General features: G+C 57.9%; 22 protein-coding genes. 5 read left to right on the forward strand and 17 right to left on the reverse strand.

Annotation, left to right across the window (positions count from 1 at the left end; genetic code table 11):
* The first annotated feature begins 17 nt into the window (after nucleotides 1-17).
* Both RSK20926_RS18470 and RSK20926_RS18475 read left to right on the forward strand, forming a co-directional pair.
* On the forward strand, nucleotides 18-1,823 hold the full coding sequence (locus RSK20926_RS18470) for a PHA/PHB synthase family protein (RefSeq protein WP_008209064.1): 1,806 nt from the start codon (nucleotides 18-20) through the stop codon (nucleotides 1,821-1,823).
* Between the two features lie 131 nt (nucleotides 1,824-1,954).
* On the forward strand, nucleotides 1,955-2,398 hold the full coding sequence (locus RSK20926_RS18475) for a phasin family protein (protein WP_037255742.1): 444 nt from the start codon (nucleotides 1,955-1,957) through the stop codon (nucleotides 2,396-2,398).
* A 148-nt stretch (nucleotides 2,399-2,546) separates the two neighbouring features.
* Here RSK20926_RS18475 and RSK20926_RS18480 read toward each other — a convergent pair whose 3' ends face one another.
* On the reverse strand, nucleotides 2,547-3,419 hold the full coding sequence (locus RSK20926_RS18480; RefSeq protein ID WP_008209067.1) for an NAD-dependent epimerase/dehydratase family protein: 873 nt from the start codon (nucleotides 3,417-3,419) through the stop codon (nucleotides 2,547-2,549).
* Between the two features lie 160 nt (nucleotides 3,420-3,579).
* Between RSK20926_RS18480 and phaR the strand changes: the two genes are divergently transcribed.
* Nucleotides 3,580-4,143: a polyhydroxyalkanoate synthesis repressor PhaR gene (phaR, locus tag RSK20926_RS18485; RefSeq protein ID WP_008209069.1), complete on the forward strand. Its 564-nt coding sequence runs from the start codon at nucleotides 3,580-3,582 to the stop codon at nucleotides 4,141-4,143.
* Between the two features lie 407 nt (nucleotides 4,144-4,550).
* Here the strand turns inward: phaR and RSK20926_RS18490 are convergent, their stop codons facing one another.
* From RSK20926_RS18490 to RSK20926_RS18560, 15 genes are all read right to left on the reverse strand, one after another.
* Entirely contained in the window at nucleotides 4,551-5,759 is a 1,209-nt protein-coding gene (locus RSK20926_RS18490) for a DegT/DnrJ/EryC1/StrS family aminotransferase (protein ID WP_008209070.1), read from the reverse strand.
* A gap of 203 nt (nucleotides 5,760-5,962) precedes the next feature.
* The gene (locus RSK20926_RS18495; protein WP_037255781.1) at nucleotides 5,963-7,267 is read right to left on the reverse strand and encodes an NAD(P)/FAD-dependent oxidoreductase; all 1,305 of its coding nucleotides are present in this window, start codon (nucleotides 7,265-7,267) and stop codon (nucleotides 5,963-5,965) included.
* Between the two features lie 116 nt (nucleotides 7,268-7,383).
* The gene (locus RSK20926_RS18500; RefSeq protein ID WP_008209076.1) at nucleotides 7,384-8,742 is read right to left on the reverse strand and encodes a glutamine synthetase family protein; all 1,359 of its coding nucleotides are present in this window, start codon (nucleotides 8,740-8,742) and stop codon (nucleotides 7,384-7,386) included.
* Nucleotides 8,742-9,422: a type 1 glutamine amidotransferase gene (locus RSK20926_RS18505; RefSeq protein WP_008209078.1), complete on the reverse strand. Its 681-nt coding sequence runs from the start codon at nucleotides 9,420-9,422 to the stop codon at nucleotides 8,742-8,744. Before RSK20926_RS18505 ends, RSK20926_RS18500 begins: the two co-directional genes overlap by 1 nt.
* Before the next feature lie 60 nt (nucleotides 9,423-9,482).
* Nucleotides 9,483-10,802 carry a glutamine synthetase family protein gene (locus RSK20926_RS18510; RefSeq protein ID WP_008209080.1) on the reverse strand — a complete coding sequence of 440 codons (1,320 nt, stop codon included), beginning with the start codon at nucleotides 10,800-10,802 and terminating at the stop codon, nucleotides 9,483-9,485.
* Nucleotides 10,803-10,969: 167 nt separating this feature from the next.
* Complete coding sequence (locus RSK20926_RS18515) at nucleotides 10,970-11,776, reverse strand: ABC transporter permease (RefSeq protein WP_008209083.1); 807 nt, start codon at nucleotides 11,774-11,776, stop codon at nucleotides 10,970-10,972.
* The gene (locus tag RSK20926_RS18520; RefSeq protein WP_083805820.1) at nucleotides 11,773-12,654 is read right to left on the reverse strand and encodes an ABC transporter permease; all 882 of its coding nucleotides are present in this window, start codon (nucleotides 12,652-12,654) and stop codon (nucleotides 11,773-11,775) included. Before RSK20926_RS18520 ends, RSK20926_RS18515 begins: the two co-directional genes overlap by 4 nt.
* Nucleotides 12,655-12,777: 123 nt before the next feature.
* Complete coding sequence (locus RSK20926_RS18525) at nucleotides 12,778-13,485, reverse strand: transporter substrate-binding domain-containing protein (protein ID WP_008209087.1); 708 nt, start codon at nucleotides 13,483-13,485, stop codon at nucleotides 12,778-12,780.
* Between the two features lie 78 nt (nucleotides 13,486-13,563).
* Nucleotides 13,564-14,343, reverse strand: coding sequence for an ABC transporter ATP-binding protein (locus RSK20926_RS18530; protein ID WP_008209088.1), 780 nt, complete (start codon nucleotides 14,341-14,343; stop codon nucleotides 13,564-13,566).
* Between the two features lie 135 nt (nucleotides 14,344-14,478).
* Nucleotides 14,479-15,228, reverse strand: a complete 750-nt coding sequence (locus RSK20926_RS18535) for a phosphate/phosphite/phosphonate ABC transporter substrate-binding protein (protein WP_008209089.1) — start codon at nucleotides 15,226-15,228, stop codon at nucleotides 14,479-14,481.
* 14 nt (nucleotides 15,229-15,242) lie between these two features.
* Nucleotides 15,243-15,683 (reverse strand): TerB family tellurite resistance protein, encoded by a 441-nt coding sequence (locus RSK20926_RS18540; RefSeq protein WP_008209090.1) that lies wholly within the window; start codon nucleotides 15,681-15,683, stop codon nucleotides 15,243-15,245.
* Between the two features lie 11 nt (nucleotides 15,684-15,694).
* Nucleotides 15,695-16,156: a TerB family tellurite resistance protein gene (locus RSK20926_RS18545; RefSeq protein WP_008209091.1), complete on the reverse strand. Its 462-nt coding sequence runs from the start codon at nucleotides 16,154-16,156 to the stop codon at nucleotides 15,695-15,697.
* A 105-nt stretch (nucleotides 16,157-16,261) separates the two neighbouring features.
* Nucleotides 16,262-16,555, reverse strand: coding sequence for a DUF1330 domain-containing protein (locus tag RSK20926_RS18550; RefSeq protein WP_008209092.1), 294 nt, complete (start codon nucleotides 16,553-16,555; stop codon nucleotides 16,262-16,264).
* A 191-nt stretch (nucleotides 16,556-16,746) separates the two neighbouring features.
* Nucleotides 16,747-19,818 carry a valine--tRNA ligase gene (locus tag RSK20926_RS18555; protein WP_008209093.1) on the reverse strand — a complete coding sequence of 1,024 codons (3,072 nt, stop codon included), beginning with the start codon at nucleotides 19,816-19,818 and terminating at the stop codon, nucleotides 16,747-16,749.
* Between the two features lie 142 nt (nucleotides 19,819-19,960).
* Complete coding sequence (locus tag RSK20926_RS18560; RefSeq protein ID WP_008209094.1) at nucleotides 19,961-20,965, reverse strand: sterol desaturase family protein; 1,005 nt, start codon at nucleotides 20,963-20,965, stop codon at nucleotides 19,961-19,963.
* 140 nt (nucleotides 20,966-21,105) lie between these two features.
* On the opposite strand from RSK20926_RS18560, the gene RSK20926_RS18565 reads away from it, so the two are divergent.
* Nucleotides 21,106-22,014 (forward strand): LysR substrate-binding domain-containing protein, encoded by a 909-nt coding sequence (locus tag RSK20926_RS18565; protein WP_008209096.1) that lies wholly within the window; start codon nucleotides 21,106-21,108, stop codon nucleotides 22,012-22,014.
* Nucleotides 22,015-22,075: 61 nt separating this feature from the next.
* On the opposite strand, the gene RSK20926_RS18570 is transcribed toward RSK20926_RS18565, so the two are convergent.
* On the reverse strand, nucleotides 22,076-22,510 hold the full coding sequence (locus tag RSK20926_RS18570; RefSeq protein ID WP_008209098.1) for an Lrp/AsnC family transcriptional regulator: 435 nt from the start codon (nucleotides 22,508-22,510) through the stop codon (nucleotides 22,076-22,078).
* Between the two features lie 107 nt (nucleotides 22,511-22,617).
* Between RSK20926_RS18570 and RSK20926_RS18575 the strand changes: the two genes are divergently transcribed.
* Nucleotides 22,618-23,769, forward strand: a complete 1,152-nt coding sequence (locus tag RSK20926_RS18575; RefSeq protein ID WP_008209099.1) for a type III PLP-dependent enzyme — start codon at nucleotides 22,618-22,620, stop codon at nucleotides 23,767-23,769.
* Nucleotides 23,770-23,775: the final 6 nt, after the last annotated feature.

Genomic DNA, 23,775 nt, shown 5'->3' on the forward strand with positions numbered 1-23,775 from the left:
ATGAGGGATTCCTTAAGATGACAACAAGTGACATATTAGAGCCGGGCATTTCTCCGGAGCGCATTGAAAAACTTAAGGAAAATATGGAGCGCGTTGACCATCTTTCGAAGAGACTGGTAGAGGTCATGGCCAATCGCAAAGGTCATCACCCCGGATTGGATGGTCCGAATCAAGAGCTTTTTGCGCGTGCAGCAACGTCCTATTGGGCGGCAATGATGCAAAATCCTGCCAAATTGATGGAGCAACAGGTTGAGTTCTGGGGAAAATCCGTTCTGAATTTTGCCGAAGCACAGCAAAAAATGGCAACTCAAGAGGATGATGGCGCGCCTGTAGGCAAGCCCAGCGACCGCCGCTTTGCCAACCCTCTGTGGGAGAAAAATCCCTATTTCAACTACGTGAAACAGCAATATCTCACCAATGCAGAAACCATCCGCGCCGCGGTGGAGGAAGTGGAAGATCTGGATGCCATTGACCGCCGGCGTTTGAGCCATTTCTCGGACCAGATCATCAACATGATGGCCCCGACAAATTTTCTGCCGACCAACCCGGATGCTCTGGAAAAAGCTTTGGAGACAGAAGGCCAGTCATTGATTGATGGGTTGGAGAATCTGGTTGCGGATCTGCAGGCCAATGACGGCGAATTGGTTGTCCGCCTGGCGGATGAAAGCGCATTTGAAATTGGCGGGAACATCGCCACTACACCAGGTGAGGTGGTCTACCGCAACCGGATGATGGAGCTGATCCAATATCACCCCACCACCGAAACCGTGCATGAGACCCCGATTGTTCTCTTCCCGCCCTGGATCAACAAATTCTATATCCTCGACCTCAAGGAGCAGAACAGCTTGATCAAATGGGTGACAGAGCAGGGCTACACTCTCTTTGTGGTGTCCTGGATCAACCCGAATAGCGACTATGCTGATACCAGCATGGAAGACTATATCGAGGAGGGTTTCCTGACAGCGATCGAGAAAGCCAAATCGATCTGCAAGGTGAAACAGGTCAATGCGATTGGCTATTGCATTGCTGGAACCACGCTCAGCCTGACCCTGGCGTTGATGAAAAAGCGTGGCGATAAATCGGTGAAATCCGCCACGCTCTTTACGGCGCTGACCGATTTCTCTGATCAGGGGGATTTCACGCCTTTCCTGCAGAATGACTTTGTGGACGCCATTATCGAAGAAATCGGCGAGGACGGCATCCTGCCCTCTTACATTATGGCGCGGACCTTTTCTTTCCTGCGGGCCAATGACCTGATCTATGGCCCTGCCATCCGCAGTTATATGATGGGAGAGACGCCGCCGGCCTTCGATCTGCTCTATTGGAATGGGGACGGGGCCAATCTGCCAGGCAAAATGGCAGAGCAATATCTGCGGGGCTTGTGTCAAGGCAATCAGTTTGCCGATGGCGGGTTTGAGCTCTTTGGTGAGACGCTAAAGCTCAAGGATGTGGATATTCCGCTGATGGCGATCACCTGCGAGACGGACCATATCGCGCGCTGGAAGGATTGCTATCGCGGTGTTCAGCAGATGGGCGGTCGCAGCAAGACCTTTATAGTCTCTCAATCGGGCCATATCGCCGGTATCGTCAATCCGCCCAGCCGCAATAAATATGGCCACTATACCAATACGGATCTGAAGTCGGATGCGGAGGGCTGGATGGCAGGGGCAAGCTTCCATGAGGGGTCATGGTGGCCGCGCTGGGAGGCATGGCTCAAGAAGCGCTCTGGTAAGCAGGTTGCGGCGCGAAAGCCAGGAGATTCGAAGCACCCAAGCCTGGAACCGGCACCAGGAAGCTATGTGAAGCTGCGGGCAAGGGGTTGATTTCAGACATTTTACGGAACTTTTCTGCATTGCAGCAAAAAAAATCTTGAAATGCTGCGGTGCAGAATGCATATTCTCCTCATGCTAGAGAGGCGGGGTGGTCCCGACGCGGCATAAGAGGAACCAGTAAGATGGCTAAGACCCAAGATTTTACCGCACTGATGAAAGATTTCATGGGTGCTTTTCCTGTGGACACTTCCGCGATGGAAACTGCGTTCAAAAACACCGCCGAGCTGAATGAAAAGCTGAGCGCTGTTGTTCTGGGCGCTGCTGAGCAGTCTTCGGAAATCTCCACCAAATGGACCAAAGACGCGCTGACCAAAATGAGCGAAGTCTCCAAGGCGAAAACCGAGCCGGCTGATTACGCCAAAGCGGCGACCGATTTTGCCAGCACCTCTGCCGAAGTTGCAGCCGAAAACATGGCCGCCTTTGCCGAAGTTGCTAAGAAGGTTCAGATGGACACCGTCGAACTGCTGATGGCCGCCGGTAAGGACATGGGCGAAGAAGCAAGCGCCGCAGTAAAAAAGGCCACTAACGAAGTGACCACCGCTGCCAAGAAAGCGGCTGCGAAGTAAGCGGATTAAACACATTGGTGGCGATGGGGTCTCTCCTCCCTGACTGTCCCGTCGCCCCGGTGTTTCAAAGGACAAGCCTCCTCAGGCCTGTCCTTTTTTTCGTTTGGAGCCCTCGTTTTCTTGGCAGCGACCGGTCTTAGAGGACGGGTCAGAATTCTGCCTGCTCAAAGCGGTGATACTGCGGCTGCCATCCGCATTCTGCTTTGATCTTCTCGGCACTCATCTGTTGATCCAGGGTCGGTCCCTCTGCCCAAGCGCCATATTTGAACATGACATGCTTGCGGCTGCGCAAGAGGTAACTACCGTCGTGGTTCTTTCGGCGACTGATCTCTGCCACTATCTGTTTCAGGGGGACACCGATCTCAGCGGCCACATTGAATTCACCGCAAAGATCCGGCGCCTCGAGGAGCAATCGATAGGCTCGGGCGAGATCCTGGCGATGCACCAGAGGCCAGCGCGTTTTCAAACTCCCCCAGACTTCGATAGGGGCGTCGCCACAGGCCGCTTCTACATAGCGCGAGAATGCCCCGCCGCCGTCTTCGTGGTAAACCATCGCAGGGTGAAGAACTGTGCAAGAGATATTGGAGGCTTTCTGGAGTGCCTGGGCGCTTTCTTGCATCCAGGCAAAGGCGCTGATTGGGCGCTTTGGCATCGTTTCAGTCGCAACCCGGCTATGTGTCTCTCCATATAGCCAGCAGCCCCCTGTATAGATCAGCCGCAAAGGTGTGCTTCGCGCGCTTGCGGCGCTGATGAGTGCCTGCATCGCTGCGGCATCCACTTTGCCCATATCGCCGGAGAAATCGGTCGCAAGTTGTATGACCGCATCCTGTGCTGCGGCAACTTTACTCCACCTCTCTGGATGGCGTAGATCGCCGAAGATCGGCCGGGCGCCAAAGCTGTTCAGTTTTTTGGCAGAGGCGGCGGAGCGGCAAAGACCTAGAACCTCGTGCCCCTGTTTGACCAACTCCTGTGTCACGGCGCTGCCGATAGAGCCTGTGCCGCCAAGGATCATGACTTTCATCCTGCTTCTCCATCTTGTTGCAGGATCCGGTGATAAAAGCTGAAGTTGGGTTTAGGTCAAGGTGTTTTGCAAAAATTTCCCAACGTAGGTTGCAGGCTTTCTTTTTCTTCTGCGCTCGCATAGGGTTTCTGCAATGCATCATGCCCGGGGGAGGGAAGACATGGCGGAACAGGAAAAAGCCCTGTTGATCAAGCGTTACGCCAGTCGGCGGCTCTATAATACAGAGACCAGCGACTACGTCACGCTAGAGGATATCGCGGGGTTTATCCGGGAGGGGCGCGAGGTTCAGATCGTTGATCTGAAGTCAGGCGACGACCTGACGCGGCAATATCTTCTGCAGATCATCGCGGAGCATGAAAGCCGTGGTGAGAATGTGCTGCCGGTCAATGTTCTGAATGATCTGGTGCGCAGCTACACCATGCCAGGTGGTGGTGTTATGCCGCAATTCCTGCAGGCCTCCTTTGACATGCTGCGTGAAAGCCAATCGCAGATGGTTGAAAACATGTCTGCCATGAACCCATTGGCGCAGATGCCTGGGTTTGAGGCCATGAAAGCACAACAGGAAGCATTCCTGAAGGCAATGACGGGTGGCCTATCCAGCGGCTGGAGCGGTACTGGCGCAGCTGCCGAAGAACCGGCGCAGAAATCTGATGATGGCGAAGACCTGGACGCGATCAAGCAGCAGTTGGCCGATCTGCAAGAGAAGCTTTCCAAGTTGAAGTAAACCGGGCCTTGTGCTCCGCTGTTCAGCGCTTGGACCTTCTTGCCGCGCATTGTCCTGGGTGGCTTGGTGTCTTTGCTCGCTGCCTCACCATCTGTGCCTGGTCCTGGCGCCAAGTTAGGTGGTGAATTGGCCCGGTGATGCGTGCTTCAAAGCAAACCGATCTGCTTGCGAAAGCACGGGTTAAACCCCAGTGCTGAGCAACGCCGGGTGAGTGGTCTCTGATCTTTTGGATGCTTGATCTACTAGGGCGGGGGATCTCCCGCCCAGATCACAACCTCCAAAGGAGGGTGTTCTCCGGTTGGGCCCGGCGCCGCGCGAATGCGCGGCGCGGTCGGTCTCACAAGGATAGGGGAGCAAAGGCTCAAAAGAAGCGAGGCCAAATTGCTCTGGCCGCGCTTTGTCAAATCCTAGGCAGCTTCTCGACCCATTGAGGTATCGACTGCTGTCAATAAGATCTCGGCGATCACATCCAGTTCGTTTTGGCTGAGGCGAACGGGCAGACGCACATCACAGGCCTGCATCAACATGGCGCGGGTCTGAGGTAATTCGGGCAGATCCTGTAGAAATCGCCAGTTCCAGAAAGCGCGGGCATTGTCAGTGGAGAGGCCAAAGATCTGGACCTTTACCCCGGCGGCAGCGCTGGCTTCTGAGAAAGCGCGGATCTGAGCTGCATCCATGCCCACAAGGTTGAATTGGATCGAATCCGGTGCACGCTTTTCCGGGGCCAGAGGGGCTGGAACGTGGAAGTTTGGAGAGGCATTCAACAGGTCTGCGACATAGTCGTGATTGCGCAGGCCGTCTTTGACCCGACGTGCCAATTCCGGAAGTTGTGGGCGGATAACAGCGGCGGACAGATTGCTTAGGCGCAAATTGTAGAGCGGCAGCTGATTTTGCCATTTGGTAAAAGCCGCGCTGAGTGCGCCGCGACCCTCGCCATCGCAGGTGATGTGCTTTTGCCAGTTGTGTTCATAGGCGCCAGACATAATCACCGCACGTGCCGCCAGGTCCGCATCATCGGTGATCAGGATCCCGCCTTCGCCAGCATTGACCATCTTGTAGGACTGGAAAGAGAAGCAGCCCACCCGCCCGATAGTGCCGATGTTCCGCCCGTTCCAAGTGGTGCCCAGGGAATGGGCCGCGTCCTCGATCACTGGAATACCGCGCGCCTCACAGAGCGCCATGATCGCATCCATATCAGAGGTATGGCCACGCATATGCGAGATGATCACGGCTTGGATGTCCTGGTCCAGACGGGCTGTGAAATCTGCGATGTCGATGCGGTAATTCTCACCAACTTCGCAGAGCACAGGCACGCAATCGGCATGAACCACAGAAGACGGGACAGCGGCAAAGGTGAAGCCGGGGATCAGCACCCGGGCGTCACGGGGCAGGTCAAGCGCCTTCAGCGACAGGAACAAAGCAGCAGAGCAGGAGGACACGGCCAATGCATACTTGCTGCCCAAAAGTTCTGCAAATTCCTGCTCCAGCAGCGTCACTGGTGCGTTCTCTGGCGCCGTATAGCGGAACAGATCGCCGGACTGCAGCAAAGCATCGATTTCAGCGCGGGCGGCTTCGGGGATCGCTTCGGCGTCATGGACATTTGGCGGCTGTTGCATATTTCAAATTCCTGAATAATGGATTTCATAAATATAAAACAGATGGTGTGAAGTTCCAAGACTTGCCGTCTAAAAGTTTCTCGCGCGGGGCGAAATTTCACCAAGCTGTTACGTAGGACCTCTGCCGGAAAACCCTGCAAAGGCAAAGGCCTGCCCTGATGGTGATCAGGACAGGCCTTATGTCGTTTTCTTCTTGGTGCGGATTAGATGCCCAATCGATCGCGCAATGCAAACCAGGTCATGGCTAGCGCCAGGAGCGGCGCGCGCATGGCGGGTCCGCCGGGAAAACCGGGGGCAGGGACACGCGACAGGGTGTCAAAGCCTTCTGCCTGCCCCTGGATGGCCTGTGCCATCAACTGGCCCGCATGGGTGGCGGTGCCCACCCCATGGCCGGAATAGCCGGAGGCCGACAGGATATTCGGTGTCAGCCGGGTCAGATAGGGCATGCGCTTCATGGTGATCGCCAGGGTGCCGCCCCAGGCATAGTCAAATTTCACCTGGCGCAGATGCGGAAATATCTCCAGCATCGGCTTGCGCACCGTGGCCTCGATATCGCTGGGGAAGCGGTAGCCATAGCTCTCGCCGCCGCCAAAGAGCAGCCGCTTGTCATGGGACAGGCGGAAATAGTTGATGACAAATTTGGTGTCCGCCACTGCAATATCGCGGGCCAGCACCCGGGCGGTGTCTTCGCCCAGAGGTTCGGTTGCGGCAATGAAGTTGTTGATCGGCATAACCCGCGCCGCGACCTGCCGGTTCAAACCGCCAAGGTAGCCATTGCAGGCCAGCACCACATGATCCGCCGTCACCGTGCCGCCTGCACAGCGCAGCCTGGCTGTACTGCCCTCCTGGAGCTCCAGAACCTCAGAGCCTTCATGGATCCGCACACCGGCGCTTTTTGCCGCCCGGGCCAGGCCCAGGGCATAGGCAAGCGGGTGCAGATGGGCTGCCCCCATATCCAATGAACCGCCTTTATAGGCCGGAGAAGGGCAGATTGCCTGCAGCCCATCAAGATCCAGAGGGGTGATCTCATCATAGCCGTAACGCGTTTGCAGATGCTCCGCATAAGCGTGCTCTTCGGCCATTTCCCGCTTGGAAAAACAGGCATGGGCGACGCCGGATTTCAGATGACAATCGATGCCATGTTTCGCGATCAGCGATTTCACCAGGGTCTTGGCGTCTTCTGACAGATCCCACAGCTTGCGGGCGTCCTCCTGACCGACCAGCTTTTCCAGCCCGTCCTGTTCCATGCGCTGGCCAGTGCCCAGCTGGCCGCCATTACGGCCCGAGGCGCCAAATCCGACGCGTTGCGCCTCCAGCAGCACCACATTCAGTCCGGCCTTCGCCAGATGCAGCGCCGCCGACAGGCCAGTATAGCCGGCGCCCACAACGCAGACATCCGCTTTGACATCTTCCGTCAGTGCCGGAAAGCGATCCAGCGGCTGTGCCGTCGCCGCATACCAGCTGGCGGGATATTCGCCTTTGCGGTCATTGGAATAGAGCAGATTCATTCCCATAACGCACCTCGCTTGTGCAGAATGCCGCGGCCTTCCGCTTCATTTTGCCAAAAATACCTAATTGCACCGGCGCAGGCCCCAGGGCGATGCGCCGGAGTTTGGGCGCTGCCTTAGACGTTCATCAAGAGGTGCTCGCGCTCCCAGGGGGAGATCACTTGCAGGAACTCTTCGTATTCAGCGCGCTTCACAATGGAATATACCCGGGCGAACTCGGGCCCCAGCACCTCATGCAGCGCCTTGGCTTCCTCAAAGAGGTCCAGGGCCTGGCCCATGACCTGGGGAATATCGCCGTCGCCTTCATAAGCATCGCCCTTGAACTGCTTGTGCGGACGTTCTTCGTTGATCAGGCCAAGATAACCGCAGGCCAGTGAGACCGCGATGCCGAGGTAGGGGTTGCAGTCCATGCCTGCAAGGCGGTTCTCAACCCGCCGTGCCGAAGGCCCGGAGAGCGGCACACGGATGCCGGTGGTGCGGTTGTCGCGCGCCCATTCCAGATTGATCGGGGCAGCGTGATCCTTCACGTAGCGGCGGTAGGAATTCACATAGGGCGCCATCACCGCAATCCCTGCCGGCAAGTGGTTCTGCAGCCCTCCGATAAAGTGGAAAAAGGCATCCGTCTCACCGCCCTGGGGTCCGGAGAAGATATTCTCTCCGGTTTCCATATCGAGGATCGAGTGATGGATATGCATGGCAGATCCGGGCTCATTCTCGATCGGCTTGGCCATGAAAGTGGCAAAGCAGTCGTGGCGCAGCGCCGCTTCGCGGATCAGGCGTTTGAAGTAAAAGACCTCATCCGCCAGCTTGACCGGATCCCCATGCAGGAGGTTGATCTCCAGCTGGCCGGCGCCGCCCTCCTGGGTGATACCGTCGATCTCAAAGCCCTGATGCTCGGCAAAATCATAGATGTCGTCGATGACGGGGCCGAATTCGTCCACAGCGGTCATCGAATAGGCCTGGCGCGCCGCGGCCGGACGGCCGGAGCGGCCCATCATCGGCTTGATCTCCTGCGCGGGATCAGTGTTGCGGGCCACCAGGAAGAATTCCATCTCCGGGGCCACTACGGGCTGCCAGCCTTTGTCGTGATAAAGCTGCACCACCCGTTTCAGCACGTTACGGGGTGAGAAAGGCACCGGTGCCCCATGGCGGTCATAGGCGTCATGGATCACCTGCAGCGTCCAGTCGGCGGTCCAGGGCGCTGCGGTTGCTGTCGCCATATCCGGCTTCAGCGTCATGTCCTTTTCAATCCAGCCGTCCTCATCCGCAGCTTCGGCCCAGTCTCCGGTGATGGTCTGGTAGAAGATGCTGTCAGGCAGGTGGAAATAGTCCTGTTTGGCGAATTTCGAAGCCGGCACCGCTTTTCCCCGGGCGATGCCGGGGAGGTCCGAGATAACGCATTCAACTTCGTCGAGACGACGGCCCTCCAGATAGGTTCTTGCTGCTTCGGGAAGGTCGTCGAGCCAGGCTGACATTAGGTCCTCTCTTTCTTCATAAACTCTGCGAGGAAGGTTGCAATTTGAAGGTTGTCGTTCGGGGTCTCAAGCTTGGTGGCGGCGTCTTCCAAGAGGGCATCGGGCACGACGCCGCGCCCGCGCTTTTCGATCAGCCCGCCAACAAAGCCGTTGGGGAATTCGGGATGCGGCTGCCAGGAGATGATGTGATCACCATAGGCCAGAATGCCGTTTTCACAGAACTCATTGCCGCCCAGGATACGGGCGCCCTCGGGGCGCTCTACGACTTGGTCCTGGTGCCAGGCATTCAGGGTCAGGGCTTTCCCGTCCTGCTCATAGGTGACCTGACCCACGGCCCAGCCGCCGGAATACTTCTCGACTTTGCCGCCCAGGGCCTGGGCGATGATCTGGTGGCCAAAGCAGATCCCGGCCAGGGGCCGCTTTGCGGCATTGATCTCTCGCACCAGGTCCTCCAGCGGCGGGATCCAGGCATGCGGCTCATAGGCGCCATGTTTGGAGCCAGTGATGATCCAGCCATCCGCCTCGGTGGCACTTTCGGGAAAGATCCCATCCACCACGGCCCAGGTTTGAAACTCAAACCCATGGCCTGCCAGCATGTCACGGAACATGCCGTCATAATCCCCAAAGGGACCAAAGAGATCTTCGGGGGAGTGGCCGGTTTGCAGGATGCCGATTTTCATATTTCACCAGATTTGATCAAATTCAGAGTAGCCGGGGCCTGGCCCCTGGACAAGGCCGCTTCATACGGCCTCGAGCCAACTGAGCCAATGCTTCTCTTGCGGCATGTCTGCAAAACAGGCGCGTTCCTGGCGCTTGGTCATAACCAGGTTCCGGATCAGCATCGACGGCAGGATTTTCGCCATCAGCGGATCGCTTTCAAACAGGTCGATGGCTTCCTGCCAGCCGGCGGCCAGCTGTGGCAGGCCTTCGATTTCATAGACATTGCCGGAGGAGGGCGGCGGCGGAACCATCTCTTCTTCGATGCCCAGGATTGCCGCGCCTAGTACCACCGAGAGCATCAAATAGGGGTTGATGTCACCGCCTGCGGTGCGGTGCTCGATCCGGCGGGCCTTGGGGCTGCCGCCGGGAATGCGGATTGCGGCGGTGCGGTTCTCATAGCCCCAGGCGGCACCAGTGGGCGCATGAGCACCGGGCACCAACCGTTCGTAGGAATTGCCATGGGGGGCAAAGATCAGGGTGCTGGCGGGCATGGCTGCCAGGCAGCCTGCGACGGCCTGCGCCAGCAGCGGGCTGCCGGTTTCAGACCCATCGTCAAAGATGTTGTTGCCCGCCTCATCCAGAACCGAGAAATGTATATGCATGCCATTGCCGGCCTCATCCGCATAGGGTTTGGCCATGAAAGTGGCCGCTAGACCGTGTTTGCGGGCCATGCCCTTGACCAGGGTTTTGAACAGCCAGGCATCATCAGCAGCGCGCAGGGCGTCCTGATGGTTCAGGTTGATCTCGAATTGGCCGAGGCCTGCCTCTGAGATCGCCGATTGCGCCGGGATGCCCATGGCCTCGGCCCCGTCGTAGAGATCGGTGAAGAAGGCATCAAAGGCGTCGAGTTCCGCAACTGAGAGCACCGATTGCTGGTCCAACTGGCGGCCGGTATGGGGATGCGCCGGGGCGGCAGGGGTCTCACCGCTGTCGTCGACCAGGTTAAATTCCATCTCGGTGGCGGCCAGAACTGTCCAGCCCCGCGCCTTGTAGCGCGCCAGCACATGGGAGAGCACCTGTCGGGGGTCGCCCAGGAAAGGGGCTCCATCCTCATGTTCCATGACCATCGGGATCAAAGCGGAGGGGCTCTCTAACCAGGGCATCGGTACCGCGCCACGCCCGGAGGGTTTCATCACCCCATCCGCATCGCCAGTTTCAAACACCAGCGGGCTGTCTTCGATGTCGCGTCCCCAGATGTCCACATTCAGGGTGGAAATGGGCATGCGTGCGGCGCCATCATCGAGTTTGTCTGCCAGATCTGCAGGCATGCGCTTGCCGCGCATCTGCCCATTGAGGTCAGCGGCTGCAATGCGGATGGTCTTAAGCTTGGACAGATCCATAATAGGCTCCTTTGATCTTGATGCAGTTGTACTGCAGGAAAACCGATCCGCCAAGAGAATTTGATCAAAAGTTTGCTGTTTCTAGATCCTCGGGTGAGAAGCCTCAGTAAAACCACAAAAAAACGGGCCCTCGAAAGGGCCCGTTCTTTGATCAGGTCTGGTGAAGCCTATCGGATCAGATTCATCTTCAGTTTCAGCTTGCGGCGCTGCGTCTGGGGCAGATGCCGGTTCAGGCGTTTGTTGACCACGCCGAAAATCGCAATGATCACCAGGGTCAACAGGATGAAATAGAAGGCCAGGATCGGATAGGGAATAAAGGGGTTAAAGGTCTTATCCGCAAAGTAACGCGCATAGTAAAGCGCATCGCCCTGCTGGCGCCAGGTGGGAAAGCCAGAGAAGAAGACCAGTGTGGTGGCATGGAAAAGGAAGATCGCCTCATTGGTATAAGAGGGCCAAGCCAGCCGCATCATCGTAGGCCACATGATCCGGCGAAAGCGTGACCAGCCGGTCAGCCCATAGGCATCTGCCGCTTCGATATCTCCTTTGGGGATCGAGCGCAGCGCGCCATAGAAGATCTCTGCCGAATAGGCTGCAGTGTTCAGGAAGAGAACAATCAGCGCCCCAAGCCATGCGGAAGAAAAGGCATTGAAGACGGGTGAAACCTGCTTGAGCTGCAAAAACAGGAAATAGGCAAAGAAGAACTGGATAAAGAGTGGTGAGCCCCGGAACAGGAAGATAAACCATTCTGCCGGTTTGCGCAGGGCCGCACGCGGAGAGTTCTTGGCCAGGGCGATTGCATTGGCCAGGACAAAACCACCCAGCACCGCCAGGGTGCCAAAGTAGATGTTCCATAGCATGCCCGAGCCGATCAGGGTGAATTGATCACACAGGGTGAAGTCACTACGGGGCAGAAGCCGTTCGCCAAAGCCAAGCGAGCGCAGCCCATAGTCTTGAAGGGTCTGAAGACAGCTCATGCGGCTTTCCTTTGCGCTTCACCGGCAAGGGTGGCTTGGCCATGGGAGAGGCGGTTGGTGATACGGTCCAAGGCGACTTCGGACACTTTGGTGAAGAGCAGATAGAAAACCAAAAGCCCCAGGAAATACCACATCATCCAGTCCCCATGAGGGTAATCGGTGAATCTGGCCGTCTTTGATGCGCCCAGCTCGCGCGCCCAATAGACGATATCCTCAACCCCCAGCAGGAAGAGAAGCGGGGTTGCTTTGATCAGCACCATCCAGAGGTTGGAGAGGCCCGGCAACGCAAAGGTCCACATCTGTGGCACCAGGATGCGCCAGAATGCCTGGCGATGGGTCATGCCATAGGCCTCGGCAGTTTCGATCTGGGCGCGCGGCACCGCGTTCATCGCACCAAAGAGTACATTGGCCGCAAAGGCACCAAAGACGATGGCAAAGGTCACGACAGCAATGGTGAAACCATAGGTCTCATGGATCCATTGCGGAGAATCGCCAAGTGGCATCTTGGCGATGTCACAGACCAGAAAGTCATTGCCCTGTCGAATGGGCTGGTCCCAATCCGGGCATTTTACCTTATGGCGCAGATATTCGATCCCCTGATCCAGGGCGATGACAAAAAACATGAAAAAGGCAATGTCCGGCACCCCACGCACAATGGCGATATAGCCGCGTCCAATCCAGCTGAGCGGGGCAAAGCGCGCGCGCGCAGCCATAGCGCCACCAAAGCCAAACAACAGGGCCGAAGGGGCAGCAACAGCAAGGAGCAGCAGAACAGTGCCGAAGGACATGTAGAAAGATAGGTGCTTACCAGTGGTCAGATAGCAGCTAAGCCACTGGAGCCCTTCCAGGCTGGCGGGATCGGAGCAGAAGGAAAAGATGGCACGCCTCGTCAGATCTGGGTCACTGCATTACCGGTCTAGGTCACGGCTTTGTGCAGGTATCCGGGGTTTGCAAAGGGGGGCATAAAGCCCCCCTCACGTGTTTCAAACAGGAGGAATGTCTTAGAACTTGCCTTCGATTTCCCACTTGTCCAGAAGCGCGTTCAGCGAGCCATCTGCTTTCATCGAAGCAATTGCGGCGTCGAATTTGCTGCGCAGCTCATCATCGGACTGACGGAAGGCCATGCCGATACCGCCGCCCAGGAATACATCGCCCAGGAAGACCAGATCGGTTTCAGCAACGATTGGGTTCAGGAAGTCTTTGTCAGACAGAACCGCATCTGCTTCGCCGGATTTCACAGCAGCAATGGTTTCGTCAGGTGTTGGGAACTCCACCAAGGTTGCGCCGGATTCTGCAACATGTGCGGACTGGATGGTCGAAGCCTGTGCCGCAACAACAGCGCTTTTGACGTCGATGTCAGCAGAAAGAGCCGCGAAAGCGGAAGGCGAAGGCTGGGTATAGCCCTGGGTGAAGCTCACAACTTCTTTGCGCTCTTCGGTGATCGACATGCCGGCGATGATGGCATCGTAGTTGCCGGAGGTCAGGTTGGGGATGATCGAATCCCAATCATTGGTGACCCACTCACAGGTCAGCTCGGCACGCTTGCACAGCTCGTCGCCCAGCTCGCGCTCAAATCCATCAACCTCACCGTTGTCGTTGAGGAAGTTGTAGGGAGGGTAGGCGCCCTCGGTGCCCAGACGGACAGTTTCTGCAAAACCCATGCCTGCGGTCAGCGCCAGAGCGGCGGTGGTCATGATAAGTGATTTCATCGTTTTACTCCCATTTTATGGTTACTTGTTTAGTTCCGTTTTCCCGGGTTCTCCGGGCCTGACACGCCAGAGCGTGGATCAGGAATCTCTGCGGGTCGAGGCCAGAAAGCCGCGCAGCCGCTCTGATTGGGTATTGCCAAAGACCTCATCGGGTGGGCCCTGCTCTTCAATCAGCCCCTGATGCAGGAAGACGACCGTGTCAGAGACGTCTGCCGCGAGGTTCATGTCATGGGTCACAATCATCATGGTGCGCCCCTCTTTGGCGAGGTCCTGGATAACCTTGATGACTTCTTGCTCCAACTCTGGATCAAGCGCCGAGGTGGGCTCATCAAACAGCAGTGCTTCGGGCTCCATGCACAGAGCGCGGGCAATTGCCGCCCTTTGTTGCTGGCCACCCGAGAGCTGGGCTGGATAGACATCGCATTTGTCGCCAATACCGACTTTGTCCAGGTAGTGGCGGGCCTTTTCTTCGACTTCGGCCTTGTCCCGCCCCAGCACCGTTACCGGTGCTTCCATCACATTCTGCAGGATCGTCATATGGGACCAGAGGTTGAACTGCTGGAAGACCATCGACAGGTTGGTACGAATACGCAGAACCTGTTTGGCATCTGCCGGGCGCCGCGCCAGTCCCTGGCCGCTCCAAGTGATGGGCTCGCCTTTGAACAGGATTTCGCCCTGTTGGCTATCTTCCAAAAGGTTGCAGCAACGCAGCAGGGTGGATTTGCCCGAACCAGAAGAGCCGATGAGCGATACCACATCTCCACGGTGGGCGGTGATGTCAACACCTTTGATAACTTCCAGCTCGCCATAGGATTTATGCAGGCCGCGGATCTCGAGTACAGGTGCCGGATTGGTCAAAGTTGCTTCGCCCAGTTTAGGAAATTTGCACTAATTGGACCAAAAATTTGATCGAATGCAATGCGTAAACCGGAGGAAATGGAAGGATTTCCTCCGAATTGCGCAAGGGAAGCTGCGATTGGACCGCGTTCTTGTCTAACGACGTGCTTTGATCTTCATCTCGGTGAGAACCGGACCGGGAGGGGTCGGAACCGCGAGATAGTCCGGGGCGGGAATCAACGCCAGATCCTTAAGATGCAGCCGCGCTCGGCTGTCGCTTTCTAGATCCTGGATGGCAGATTTGATAATCTGAAACAGTGGGCCGGGATCATTTGTTATTGCGGTGATATAGGGCAGCCCCGGTGTCGCAGAGGTCCAATCCACCTCACAGAGTTGATCGGCAAAATCATCATGCTCGCGGATCAACTCCCATGTTAGCGCATCCAGAGCTGCGAAATCCGCTTCGCCCTCCAGTACTGCCTGGGCCGATTTGCGATGCCCGCCGGTTTCCAGCAGAGACCCGGGAAGAATATCGCGGTCCTGCATATGGATCAGTGGCGCCGCCCATCCCGATTGGGACAGCCCTTCATTGTAGGCAAAACACCTGCGGTCGAAATCTCTGAGACGAGGTTTGCTCCCCTCATTGCGTGCAATGAAAACGCTGCGGTAATACCCCGGAGGGCATCCTTCCAGCCCATAATCAGGTGTTCCGATGAGATTCACCTCGCCATAAAGCCGTGTTCGGAAAGGGCAGCCACAGGTTTGCGCCAACAGCAGATCCGGCGATTGCCAGGCCTTCCATGGGTCAATATCGCGGTCCAGTTTCTCGGGCCCTTGGCCCAGAGTGTTGCGGATCTTGGACCAGAAGAGATCATTGTCTTTCTCTAGTTCTGGTCGGTCATACATTCCAAGAAAGGCGATCAAAGGGTGGCCTCCGCGCGTTGGCGGGCCTGTGCGCTTTCAACATCGCTGACCCCCAAGAGATTGGAGGATAGGCGCATCAGGGCGTCCTCACTGGAATCACGATGACCATCAGCCAGAACCACCTGCCACATGGCCTCTACCACGCCAATCCTGTCTTCAAAGGCCACAGCTTCTTTGATAGCCCGGGTAAAACGCACCGTATCCGGCGCTTCGGCCTCCATCGCTTCGGCCTGCTCCCGCAGAATGATGGCCCCGCCCAGGTCCATGTCAAAGCGGCGGGTGATGATGCGGTCGATACGGTCTTTCTCCGGCTCTGAGTAATCATGATCGGAACGACCTATACGAACCAACAATGCGGTGAGCGCCAGCTTGGCTCCCTCGTCATTCAGGGGAGCCGCTGCTGGTTCCAGCAAGCGGGCGAGCAATTCCTTGAACATAGATCCCCCCATTAGGTGTTTTCGGCCTGCGCGGCCAATTTACTTCGTGCGCGAGTGCGGGCTGCTTCATTATCGGCGTGAGACAGGCCCATCGCCTTATACGCATCTTCGACGATGCGGATCTCGCCCTCATGTTCGTTGCCATCGGCCAGGACCACTTCCCACAGGGCGTCCAAAGCAGCCAACCGCTCTTCCAACCCGGTTGTTTCGCGGATCAAGCGCCCAAAGGTATCTGTCTCGGGGGCAGCCATATGCAGCTTTTCGCAGGTGGCGCGCACCTTGGCTGCTTCAATGGCGTTGTGCTGATAAAGCCGCGCAAGGATGCGATCGATCAGGCTGATCTCTTCCACAAGATAGGCGCGGTCCGACTGCGCCACCCGCACCAGCAAGGCCCCTAGAGCAAGTTCAGCATCGGGATCGGGCAAGGCCGGTGTTTCAGAGGGCCGAAAGGCCTGGAAAAACTTCTTGAGCATGCTGTCACTATACTCCCAATTGGGCGCTGCAATGCAGGGCAATCTTCGCAGTCCGTCGCCAGGGCGCGGGGTCGTCGCTGAGTCTGAGTGCCGGATGCACCCGCATCAGCCATCATAGCCTTCGATGATCTCCATGTCTCCGGTCGCCACCGGATCACGGAGAAGTTTTGCATCCTGATAGGCAATGGAATCATAGCAGGATTTTGCGGTTTCAAAATCCTTGAACTCTATGACAACCGTTCTAGCGCGCAGATGACCCTCTCGGATCTCCTTTGACCCACCCCGGATCAGAAAACGCGCGCCATATTCGGCAAAGGGGGCGGCATTGGCAGACACGTAATCCTTGTAGCGTTCCGCATCGTCTACATCGACATGCGCAACCCAATAGCCCTTTGGCATGGCCAGATCTCCCCCAATTTAGTCAAGGCTAAGCTGATACAGTTTGGAGCCAAAGACAATGGTGAGCCTGCAGCCATTTTCCCCTTAAACTATAAAAGCAGCAGAAAAATTGCCGTAATTCCTTTGTGCTTTCAAAGAGGAACGCCCACCAAAAGGCGGGCGTTCCTGATGTGCTTTCGATTGGTGGAAACCTAGCCCAGCTCTTGCAAACGGGCCAGGGCTTCCTTGATCTTGGCCTCTTCCTCTTCGCGCAGAGCGAGGTTTGCGCGGGCTTCTGCCACAACCTCATCGGGTGCGGAGGCGGTGAATTTGGGGTTGTTCAGACGCCCGCGTAGACCGCCCAGCTCCTTGGCCAGCTTGCCGAGGGTCTTTTCCAGACGTGCCTTTTCGGCACCCACGTCGATCACATCCGCCAGCGGCAACCCGAAGGAGGCGCCGGGTGCTGCCACAGAAGCGCAGCCCTTGGGGAAGCTCTCGACCTGCTCCAACTCGGTGATGCGGGCCAGCTTCTGGATCATCGCTTCGTTCTTTTCCCAGGCAGAGCGGGCCTGGTTGGAGAACTCGGTGACGACCATCGGGATCTTGGCGCCCGCAGGCACATGCATCTGCGCGCGGGTGGAGCGGATGTTCTCAATCGCGGTGATCACCCAGTTCATCTCGGCGTCCGCATCCGCGTTTACCAGCTCAGCGCCGTAAGTAGGCCAGTCCTGATGCACCAGCATGTTTTCACGCTTGGCTGTATTGCCCCACAGTTCCTCGGTGATGAAGGGCATGATCGGGTGCAAGAGGATCATGCATTGATCCAGGACCCAGCCCAGCGTCTGGCGGGTCTCTGCAATCACCGCTTCATCGTCCGAGTTGAACAGGGGCTTCGAAAGCTCGATATACCAGTCGCAAACCTTACCCCAGGTAAAGGCATAGAGCGCATTGGCTGCGTCGTTGAAGCGGTAGGCCTCCAGCGCTGCGTCCACTTCCACGCGCACCTTGGCGGTCTCGCCGATGATCCACTGGTTCACGGCGGCCTGCGCATCGGGGCAGGTATAGGCCGGAACGTCTGCGTCATAGACCTTGTTGAAATGGGCAAAGTTCACCGCATTCCACAGCTTGGTGCCAAAGTTCCGGTACCCCTTGAGGCGTTCCATATCCAGTTTCAGCACGCCGCCAAGTGCGGCCATCGCAGCGGAGGAGAAGCGCAGCGCGTCGGCGCCGAATTCATCAATGATTTCCAGCGGGTCCACCACGTTGCCGGTGGATTTCGACATCTTCTTGCCTTTTGCGTCGCGCACCAGGCCATGCAGGTAGACGGTGTCAAACGGGATCTGATCGACCACAGCCAGCTGCATCATCATCATCCGGGCGACCCAGAAGAACAGGATGTCCTGACCGGTGACAAGCGTCGAAGTTGGGAAGTATTTCTGCATCTCGGCCGTGTCTTCCGGCCAGCCCAGCGTGCCGATGGGCCAAAGGCCGGAGGAGAACCAGGTGTCCAGCACGTCGGGGTCGCGCCAAACTGGCACAAGCAACCCTTCTCCCAGTTTTGAGGCGATGCCGGAGTTTACTGCAAAACGGAAGCTGTTGATAAGCTCTTCAGCCTCACCGCGAGATTCTACCTGCACAACTCCAACTTCGCCGTAATACTCAGCCAGTTGTGCAAAAAGATCCTCTTCATTCGCAGCGCAAAAGAAGGCGAGCTCGTCGTTCGCAACACCATCTGTTGTTTGTAGGCTTGGTCCATACCAAACTGGGATCTGATGGCCCCACCACAGCTGGCGCGAGATGCACCAGGGCTCGATGTTTTCCAGCCAGTGGTAATAGGTCTTCTCACCGCTTTCCGGCAGGATCTTCACATCGCCATTGCGCACGGCATCAAGCGCCGGGCCGACAACCTTTTCCGCGTCCACAAACCACTGGTCGGTCAGCATCGGCTCGATCACAACCTTGGAGCGGTCGCCAAAGGGCTGCATGATCGGCTTGTTCTCGACGTAAGGAACCGTCTCGGTGACTTGCGTCTCTTCGCCGTCCTCGCCCTTGACGGTCTTGGTCTCAGAAACCATCACCGCCAGGCCTTCGCTGGTGATCTGCTCGACCACAAGTTTGCGGGCCTCGAACCGGTCCAACCCGCGCAGCTCATCTGGCACCAGGTTGACGGCGTCGGCTTCATTCTCGGTCAGGGTTTTCTCGCCTTTGGCGACAGACATGGCGAGGGTGGCAGCGGCATCATAGCTGTCGCCGTCCGCACGCATTGCGCCCTTCATGTCCATCAGGCGGTACATCGGAATGCCGCCGCGCTTGGCGACCTGATAGTCGTTGAAATCATGCGCGCCGGTGATCTTCACCGCGCCAGAGCCGAAATCCTTGTCCGGGTACTCATCAGTGATGATCGGGATCAACCGGCGGTGTTCTTTGGGGCCGACCGGGATTTCGCAGAGTTTGCCCACAATAGGAGCATAGCGCTCGTCCGAGGGGTGCACAGCCACCGCACCGTCGCCCAGCATGGTCTCGGGGCGGGTGGTGGCGATGGAGATATAGTCACGGGTTTCCCGCAGGGTGACATTGCCGTCTTCGTCTTTCTCGACGTACTCATAAGTGGCGCCGCCTGCCAGCGGGTATTTGAAGTGCCACATGTGGCCGGCGACCTCGATATTCTCCACCTCAAGGTCGGAAATCGCGGTCTCGAAATGCGGGTCCCAGTTGACCAGCCGCTTGCCGCGGTAGATCAGCCCCTTGTTGTACATCTCCACAAAGACCTTGATCACGGCATCGTGGAAGTTGGGGGAGTTCTCGTGCCCTGTGCGGGTATCACCCTGGGCGCCCGCCATGGTGAAGGCGGTGCGAGAGAAGTCGCACGATGCGCCGAGGCGTTTCAGCTGTTCCACGATGGTGCCGCCGGATTGCTCTTTCCATTCCCAGACCTTCTCCAGGAATTTTTCACGGCCCAGTTCGGCGCGGGAGGGCTGTTGGCTCTTGGCCAGCTCGCGCTCCACCACCATTTGCGTCGCGATGCCTGCGTGGTCGGTGCCCGGCTGCCACAGGGTGTCAAAGCCCTGCATGCGTTTCCAGCGGATCAGGATATCCTGCAGCGTGTTGTTGAAGGCATGGCCCATGTGCAATACGCCGGTGACATTCGGCGGCGGGATCATGATGCAATAGGTGGAGGCTTCAGGCTTGGCATTGGCGCCTGCCTTGAAACAGCCGGCCTCTTCCCAGGCCTTGTAAAGGCGGCTTTCGGCTTCGCCTGCGTTGAATGTCTTTTCCATCGCCATCAGATCGGTCCTGCGTGCATAAAATCGGTTTGATGCCTCCCATAACGAATAGGGGCGCAAAGGAAAAGGGAGTGCGTCTTGCACTCCCTCTGATGCCACTGCAGATGCGGCGAAATTGACGCTGCCGCTTCCTTGGGTTGACTTAGCTCATCCAGATCTTGCGGCGGCGCTGCTTGACCATCTCATTCCCGTCTTCGGTGCCGTCATGGAAGGTGTTGAACCACTCGTCCCAGGGCGTTTCATAGGTGCCATAGTTGCAGTCAAAGAAACGGTGGTGCAGCTGGTGGAAGAAGTCGCCGACCAGGAATTTGGCCTTGTTGCCGAGTTTGAGGTTCTCGAACCCGGCGTGCGAAGTGGGCGCGCCGATGCCGTGGTGGAACAAAAGGAAGATCGCCAGAACAGGGTGCGAGGGCAAGAGGAAGAAAATCATCGTATCGAACATCAGAAAGAAGCTCTCCACCGGGTGCATCGCCAGGCCGGACCAGGGGCCAGTATTGATATTGCGGTGATGCCAGGCGTGCACCTTGGTATAGAGCACGCCCACATGCAGCAGCCGGTGCAGCCAGTAGAAATGGAAGCCCGCCCAGATTGGGATGAAGATCGTCATCAGTGTGAATGTGATCGGATTGCCGTCCAACGTGATCATGGTGATCCAGCCATTGGCATAGGCGTATAGGATAAAGCTCTCCCAGAAGGTCCAGAAGGTAAGGGCAGGCCCAAGGGTCCAAAACATATTGTCCCAGACCTGATTTTTGAAGGTAAAGACCTTGGCGCCCTTCATCATCGGGCGCATGTCATAGCGGTATTCGTTCGCTTGCGTGCGGAACTTCCACAGCGCCAGATGCAGCCCCCCGGCGACGACCATCAGGATGCAGAAGTTGCGCAGCCAGATCTCAAACACCCAGTCCCAGCTAAGCGTCGCGATCCGGTCCAGCGAGGGGGTGAAGAAATTCCAGGTGATCACGGCAAAAAACAGCAGGAGTGCGCGCAGCGCCAGCGGGTTCCAGCTCTGCAGCAGGTATTTGAGTGAGGCGAGCGGCTTTATCGGCCAGTCCCAATAGGGGGAGGTCTGGATTGGTAGTGCGGGTGTAAAGTTCCAAATCCGGCGTTTGGCACGTGTAGGCGTTTCGGGGGCGGGACTGTTCATGTCTCGTCTCTCACTCTGGCTGAAATTGGGGAGGCTGCGCTGGACGCATCTCTGTTCGCTGGCAGTAGCCTAAGCCGAGGGCAGAATTTTCCAGCATGGTATGTCTTGCAGGTAAGGCTAAGTTTTGCTTAGCCTGGACCATGACAACCCGTATTCCTTCACTGAACTGGCTGCGAGTCTTTGAAGCAGCCGCCCGCACCGAGAGCTTTGCCAAAGCCGCCGCGCAGTTGAACATGTCAGCGGCAGCGGTCAGCCAGCAGGTGAAGGCACTGGAAACGCAGCTCGGCACGCCCTTGTTTCAGCGCCATGCCCATGCGGTCACCCTGACCGAGGCGGGGCGGGCCTATCTGCCATCGGTGCAGCAGTCCCTGCTGATGCTGGAGACCGCGACAACCGGGCTGTTCGGCGAGAGCCGCGAACAGCGGCTTTTTGTTCAATCGGTGCTGTTGTTTGCCCATGGGGTGCTGGCGCCTGGGCTGGCAGAGTTTCAGGCCCTGCATCCGCAGATTAATCTGGCGCTGAGCACCGGCAATATGGCCACGGATTTTGCCAATCGATTTGCTGATCTGCAGATCGTCTTTGGCAATCCCAATCTCTTTGGCAGTGAAGGGGATGAGCTGATGCGCGAAGTGCTCTTTCCGGTGGCGCTGCCAGAGATCGCAGCGCAGATCCAGTCGCCGCAGGATCTGATGAAGTTCACCCTGATCGAGGTCTCCACCCATCGTGCCAGCTGGGTGCATCTCTTTGAGGAGCAGCGTCTGCCTCATGGGCAGGCGCGTTATTTCTTTGCGGATAACTCCCTCATGGCAGCGGAGCTGGCAGCGCAGGGGCTGGGCGTGGCACTGGCGCGTGCGCCTGCATCTGATGCGGTAATGCAAAGATCAGGCCTGGTGCCCTGCCTGCCAGAGATTTCGGTGCCGGGGCAGGAGGCTTATCATCTGATCTACCCCGATGGCAGCGCCTTGCGCCCGGCTGCCAAGCGGTTCAGGGAGTGGCTGTTGGATTTTGTGCGGACGGTTGGAAGCCGATTAGCTGAGGGCAGCGCCTGAGCCAGGGTGGGCGCTGCCCGGCCTACCGGCCGGGCAATTCAGTGATGCGCTGGGAAAACGACTACCCGGTCCTGTCCAGCTTGGTGGCCAGATGGATCAGGCTCTCCGAGGACCGCACTCCGCGCGCGCCAGCTATATGGTCGATGGTCTCGTCCAGCTCGGCTGTGCTTTGCGCCACCACCTGCGCCAGCAGGTCAAACCGCCCGGATGTGGTATGCACCACCTCCACTCCGGGCAGGCTGCGCAGCCGGGCAAGGACCTCGGGCCCGGAGCGCGGCTCTATCGACATCAGCACTGTGGCTTGCAGAGGTGGACGGGCCGTCGCAGAGGCCCGCAAGGTATAGCCAACAATGGCGCCGGTGTTTTCCAGGCGTTCCAGCCGCGCCTGAACCGTAGTGCGGGCCAGCCCCAGCGCGCGCGCAAGGTCAGAGACCGAACGGCGCGCGTTCTCCCGCAGCAGGGTCATCAGTTTCTGGTCAATCTCGTCGATATTCATGTGACTCTTCGCAAAATGACGTAACTTTTCGTCATTATAGACAGAGTGCCGAGAGGAATCGACGGGAAATCCGCGGAAAATATGAAAAACAGATGAGGCTTAATCTGATGCAGCACATCCCCCCGCTTTGGCTTGACCCCGAAACCCACCTGGCGCGACGCACGCCGGATCATCCGATCCTCTATTTTTCGCCCAGGGTGCTGCACCATGTGGCAGAACGGTTTCAGGCGGGCTTTGGCGGGCTGGTGACCTATGCGGTCAAGGCCAATCCGCACCCGGCAGTGCTGTCCAATCTGGTGGCTGCCGGTATCAACGCTTTTGACGTAGCCTCACCGGCGGAGATGGAGGCGGTCCGCACCGCCAGCGCCGAGGCGGTGATGCATTACAACAATCCGATGCGCTCGCGCGAAGAGATTGACGCGGGCATCAAATATGATGTGGCCAGCTGGTCCGTGGATGAGCTTTCGGAGCTGGAAAAGCTGCATGCGGTGCCGCGCAGTAAGGAGATCGCGGTGCGTTTTGCCCTGCCGGTTTCCGGTGCGGCCTATGACTTTGGCAGCAAATTCGGTGCCGCCCCGCTGGAAGCGGTAGAGCTGCTAAAGCGCGTGGCCGCCGAGGGCTGGACCCCGGCGCTCTGCTTCCATCCCGGCACCCAATGTGAGGATGAGGCCGCCTGGGTCGAATATATTCATGCCGCCAAACGTATCGTGGATGCCGCTGGCGTGCCGATCGCGCGCCTCAATGTGGGCGGCGGTTTTGCCGCCAACCGCGATGGCGAGGCGCCGGATCTGGAGCGCGTCTTCTCGGCGATAAACCTGGCCACTCAAGAGGCCTTTGGTGCGCAGCGTCCGCAGCTCATCTGCGAACCTGGCCGGGCCATGGTCTCTGAGAGCTTTACCCTGGCCGCCCGCATCAAGGGCATGCGCAAAGGCGGGGAGGTCATCTTCCTCAATGATGGCATCTATGGCGGGCTTGTTGATATCCGCGACATGGGCCTGCCGGGCCGGGTCGAGGTGGTCAATGCCGATGGCCAGCACCGCCAGGGCGAGCGCCGCCCGCGTGTGGTCTTTGGGCCGACCTGCGACAGCCTCGACCGTCTGCCGGACGGGTTGCCGCTGCCAGAGGATACCCGCACTGGGGATTATGTTCTCTTCCCGGGACTGGGCGCCTATTCATCGGCGATGAGCACGCAGTTCAACGGCTATGGTCTTTCTGACGTGGCGACGGTGATAGAGCTCTCTGGACAACAGCCAAAGTAAAGCTAA

Source organism: Roseobacter sp. SK209-2-6 (assembly GCF_000169455.1).
Classification (GTDB): Bacteria; Pseudomonadota; Alphaproteobacteria; order Rhodobacterales; family Rhodobacteraceae; genus Pseudophaeobacter.

Bases quoted from the DNA above. Each gene is read 5' to 3' on its own strand.
- RSK20926_RS18470 (WP_008209064.1), top strand. From the start codon at position 18: ATGACAACAAGTGACATATTAGAGCCGGGCATTTCTCCGGAGCGCATT.
- RSK20926_RS18475 (WP_037255742.1), top strand. From the start codon at position 1,955: ATGGCTAAGACCCAAGATTTTACCGCACTGATGAAAGATTTCATGGGT.
- RSK20926_RS18480 (WP_008209067.1), bottom strand. From the start codon at position 3,419: ATGAAAGTCATGATCCTTGGCGGCACAGGCTCTATCGGCAGCGCCGTG.
- phaR (WP_008209069.1), top strand. From the start codon at position 3,580: ATGGCGGAACAGGAAAAAGCCCTGTTGATCAAGCGTTACGCCAGTCGG.
- RSK20926_RS18490 (WP_008209070.1), bottom strand. From the start codon at position 5,759: ATGCAACAGCCGCCAAATGTCCATGACGCCGAAGCGATCCCCGAAGCC.
- RSK20926_RS18495 (WP_037255781.1), bottom strand. From the start codon at position 7,267: ATGAATCTGCTCTATTCCAATGACCGCAAAGGCGAATATCCCGCCAGC.
- RSK20926_RS18500 (WP_008209076.1), bottom strand. From the start codon at position 8,742: ATGTCAGCCTGGCTCGACGACCTTCCCGAAGCAGCAAGAACCTATCTG.
- RSK20926_RS18505 (WP_008209078.1), bottom strand. From the start codon at position 9,422: ATGAAAATCGGCATCCTGCAAACCGGCCACTCCCCCGAAGATCTCTTT.
- RSK20926_RS18510 (WP_008209080.1), bottom strand. From the start codon at position 10,802: ATGGATCTGTCCAAGCTTAAGACCATCCGCATTGCAGCCGCTGACCTC.
- RSK20926_RS18515 (WP_008209083.1), bottom strand. From the start codon at position 11,776: ATGAGCTGTCTTCAGACCCTTCAAGACTATGGGCTGCGCTCGCTTGGC.
- RSK20926_RS18525 (WP_008209087.1), bottom strand. From the start codon at position 13,485: ATGAAATCACTTATCATGACCACCGCCGCTCTGGCGCTGACCGCAGGC.
- RSK20926_RS18535 (WP_008209089.1), bottom strand. From the start codon at position 15,228: ATGTATGACCGACCAGAACTAGAGAAAGACAATGATCTCTTCTGGTCC.
- RSK20926_RS18540 (WP_008209090.1), bottom strand. From the start codon at position 15,683: ATGTTCAAGGAATTGCTCGCCCGCTTGCTGGAACCAGCAGCGGCTCCC.
- RSK20926_RS18545 (WP_008209091.1), bottom strand. From the start codon at position 16,156: ATGCTCAAGAAGTTTTTCCAGGCCTTTCGGCCCTCTGAAACACCGGCC.
- RSK20926_RS18550 (WP_008209092.1), bottom strand. From the start codon at position 16,555: ATGCCAAAGGGCTATTGGGTTGCGCATGTCGATGTAGACGATGCGGAA.
- RSK20926_RS18555 (WP_008209093.1), bottom strand. From the start codon at position 19,818: ATGGCGATGGAAAAGACATTCAACGCAGGCGAAGCCGAAAGCCGCCTT.
- RSK20926_RS18560 (WP_008209094.1), bottom strand. From the start codon at position 20,965: ATGAACAGTCCCGCCCCCGAAACGCCTACACGTGCCAAACGCCGGATT.
- RSK20926_RS18565 (WP_008209096.1), top strand. From the start codon at position 21,106: ATGACAACCCGTATTCCTTCACTGAACTGGCTGCGAGTCTTTGAAGCA.
- RSK20926_RS18570 (WP_008209098.1), bottom strand. From the start codon at position 22,510: ATGAATATCGACGAGATTGACCAGAAACTGATGACCCTGCTGCGGGAG.
- RSK20926_RS18575 (WP_008209099.1), top strand. From the start codon at position 22,618: ATGCAGCACATCCCCCCGCTTTGGCTTGACCCCGAAACCCACCTGGCG.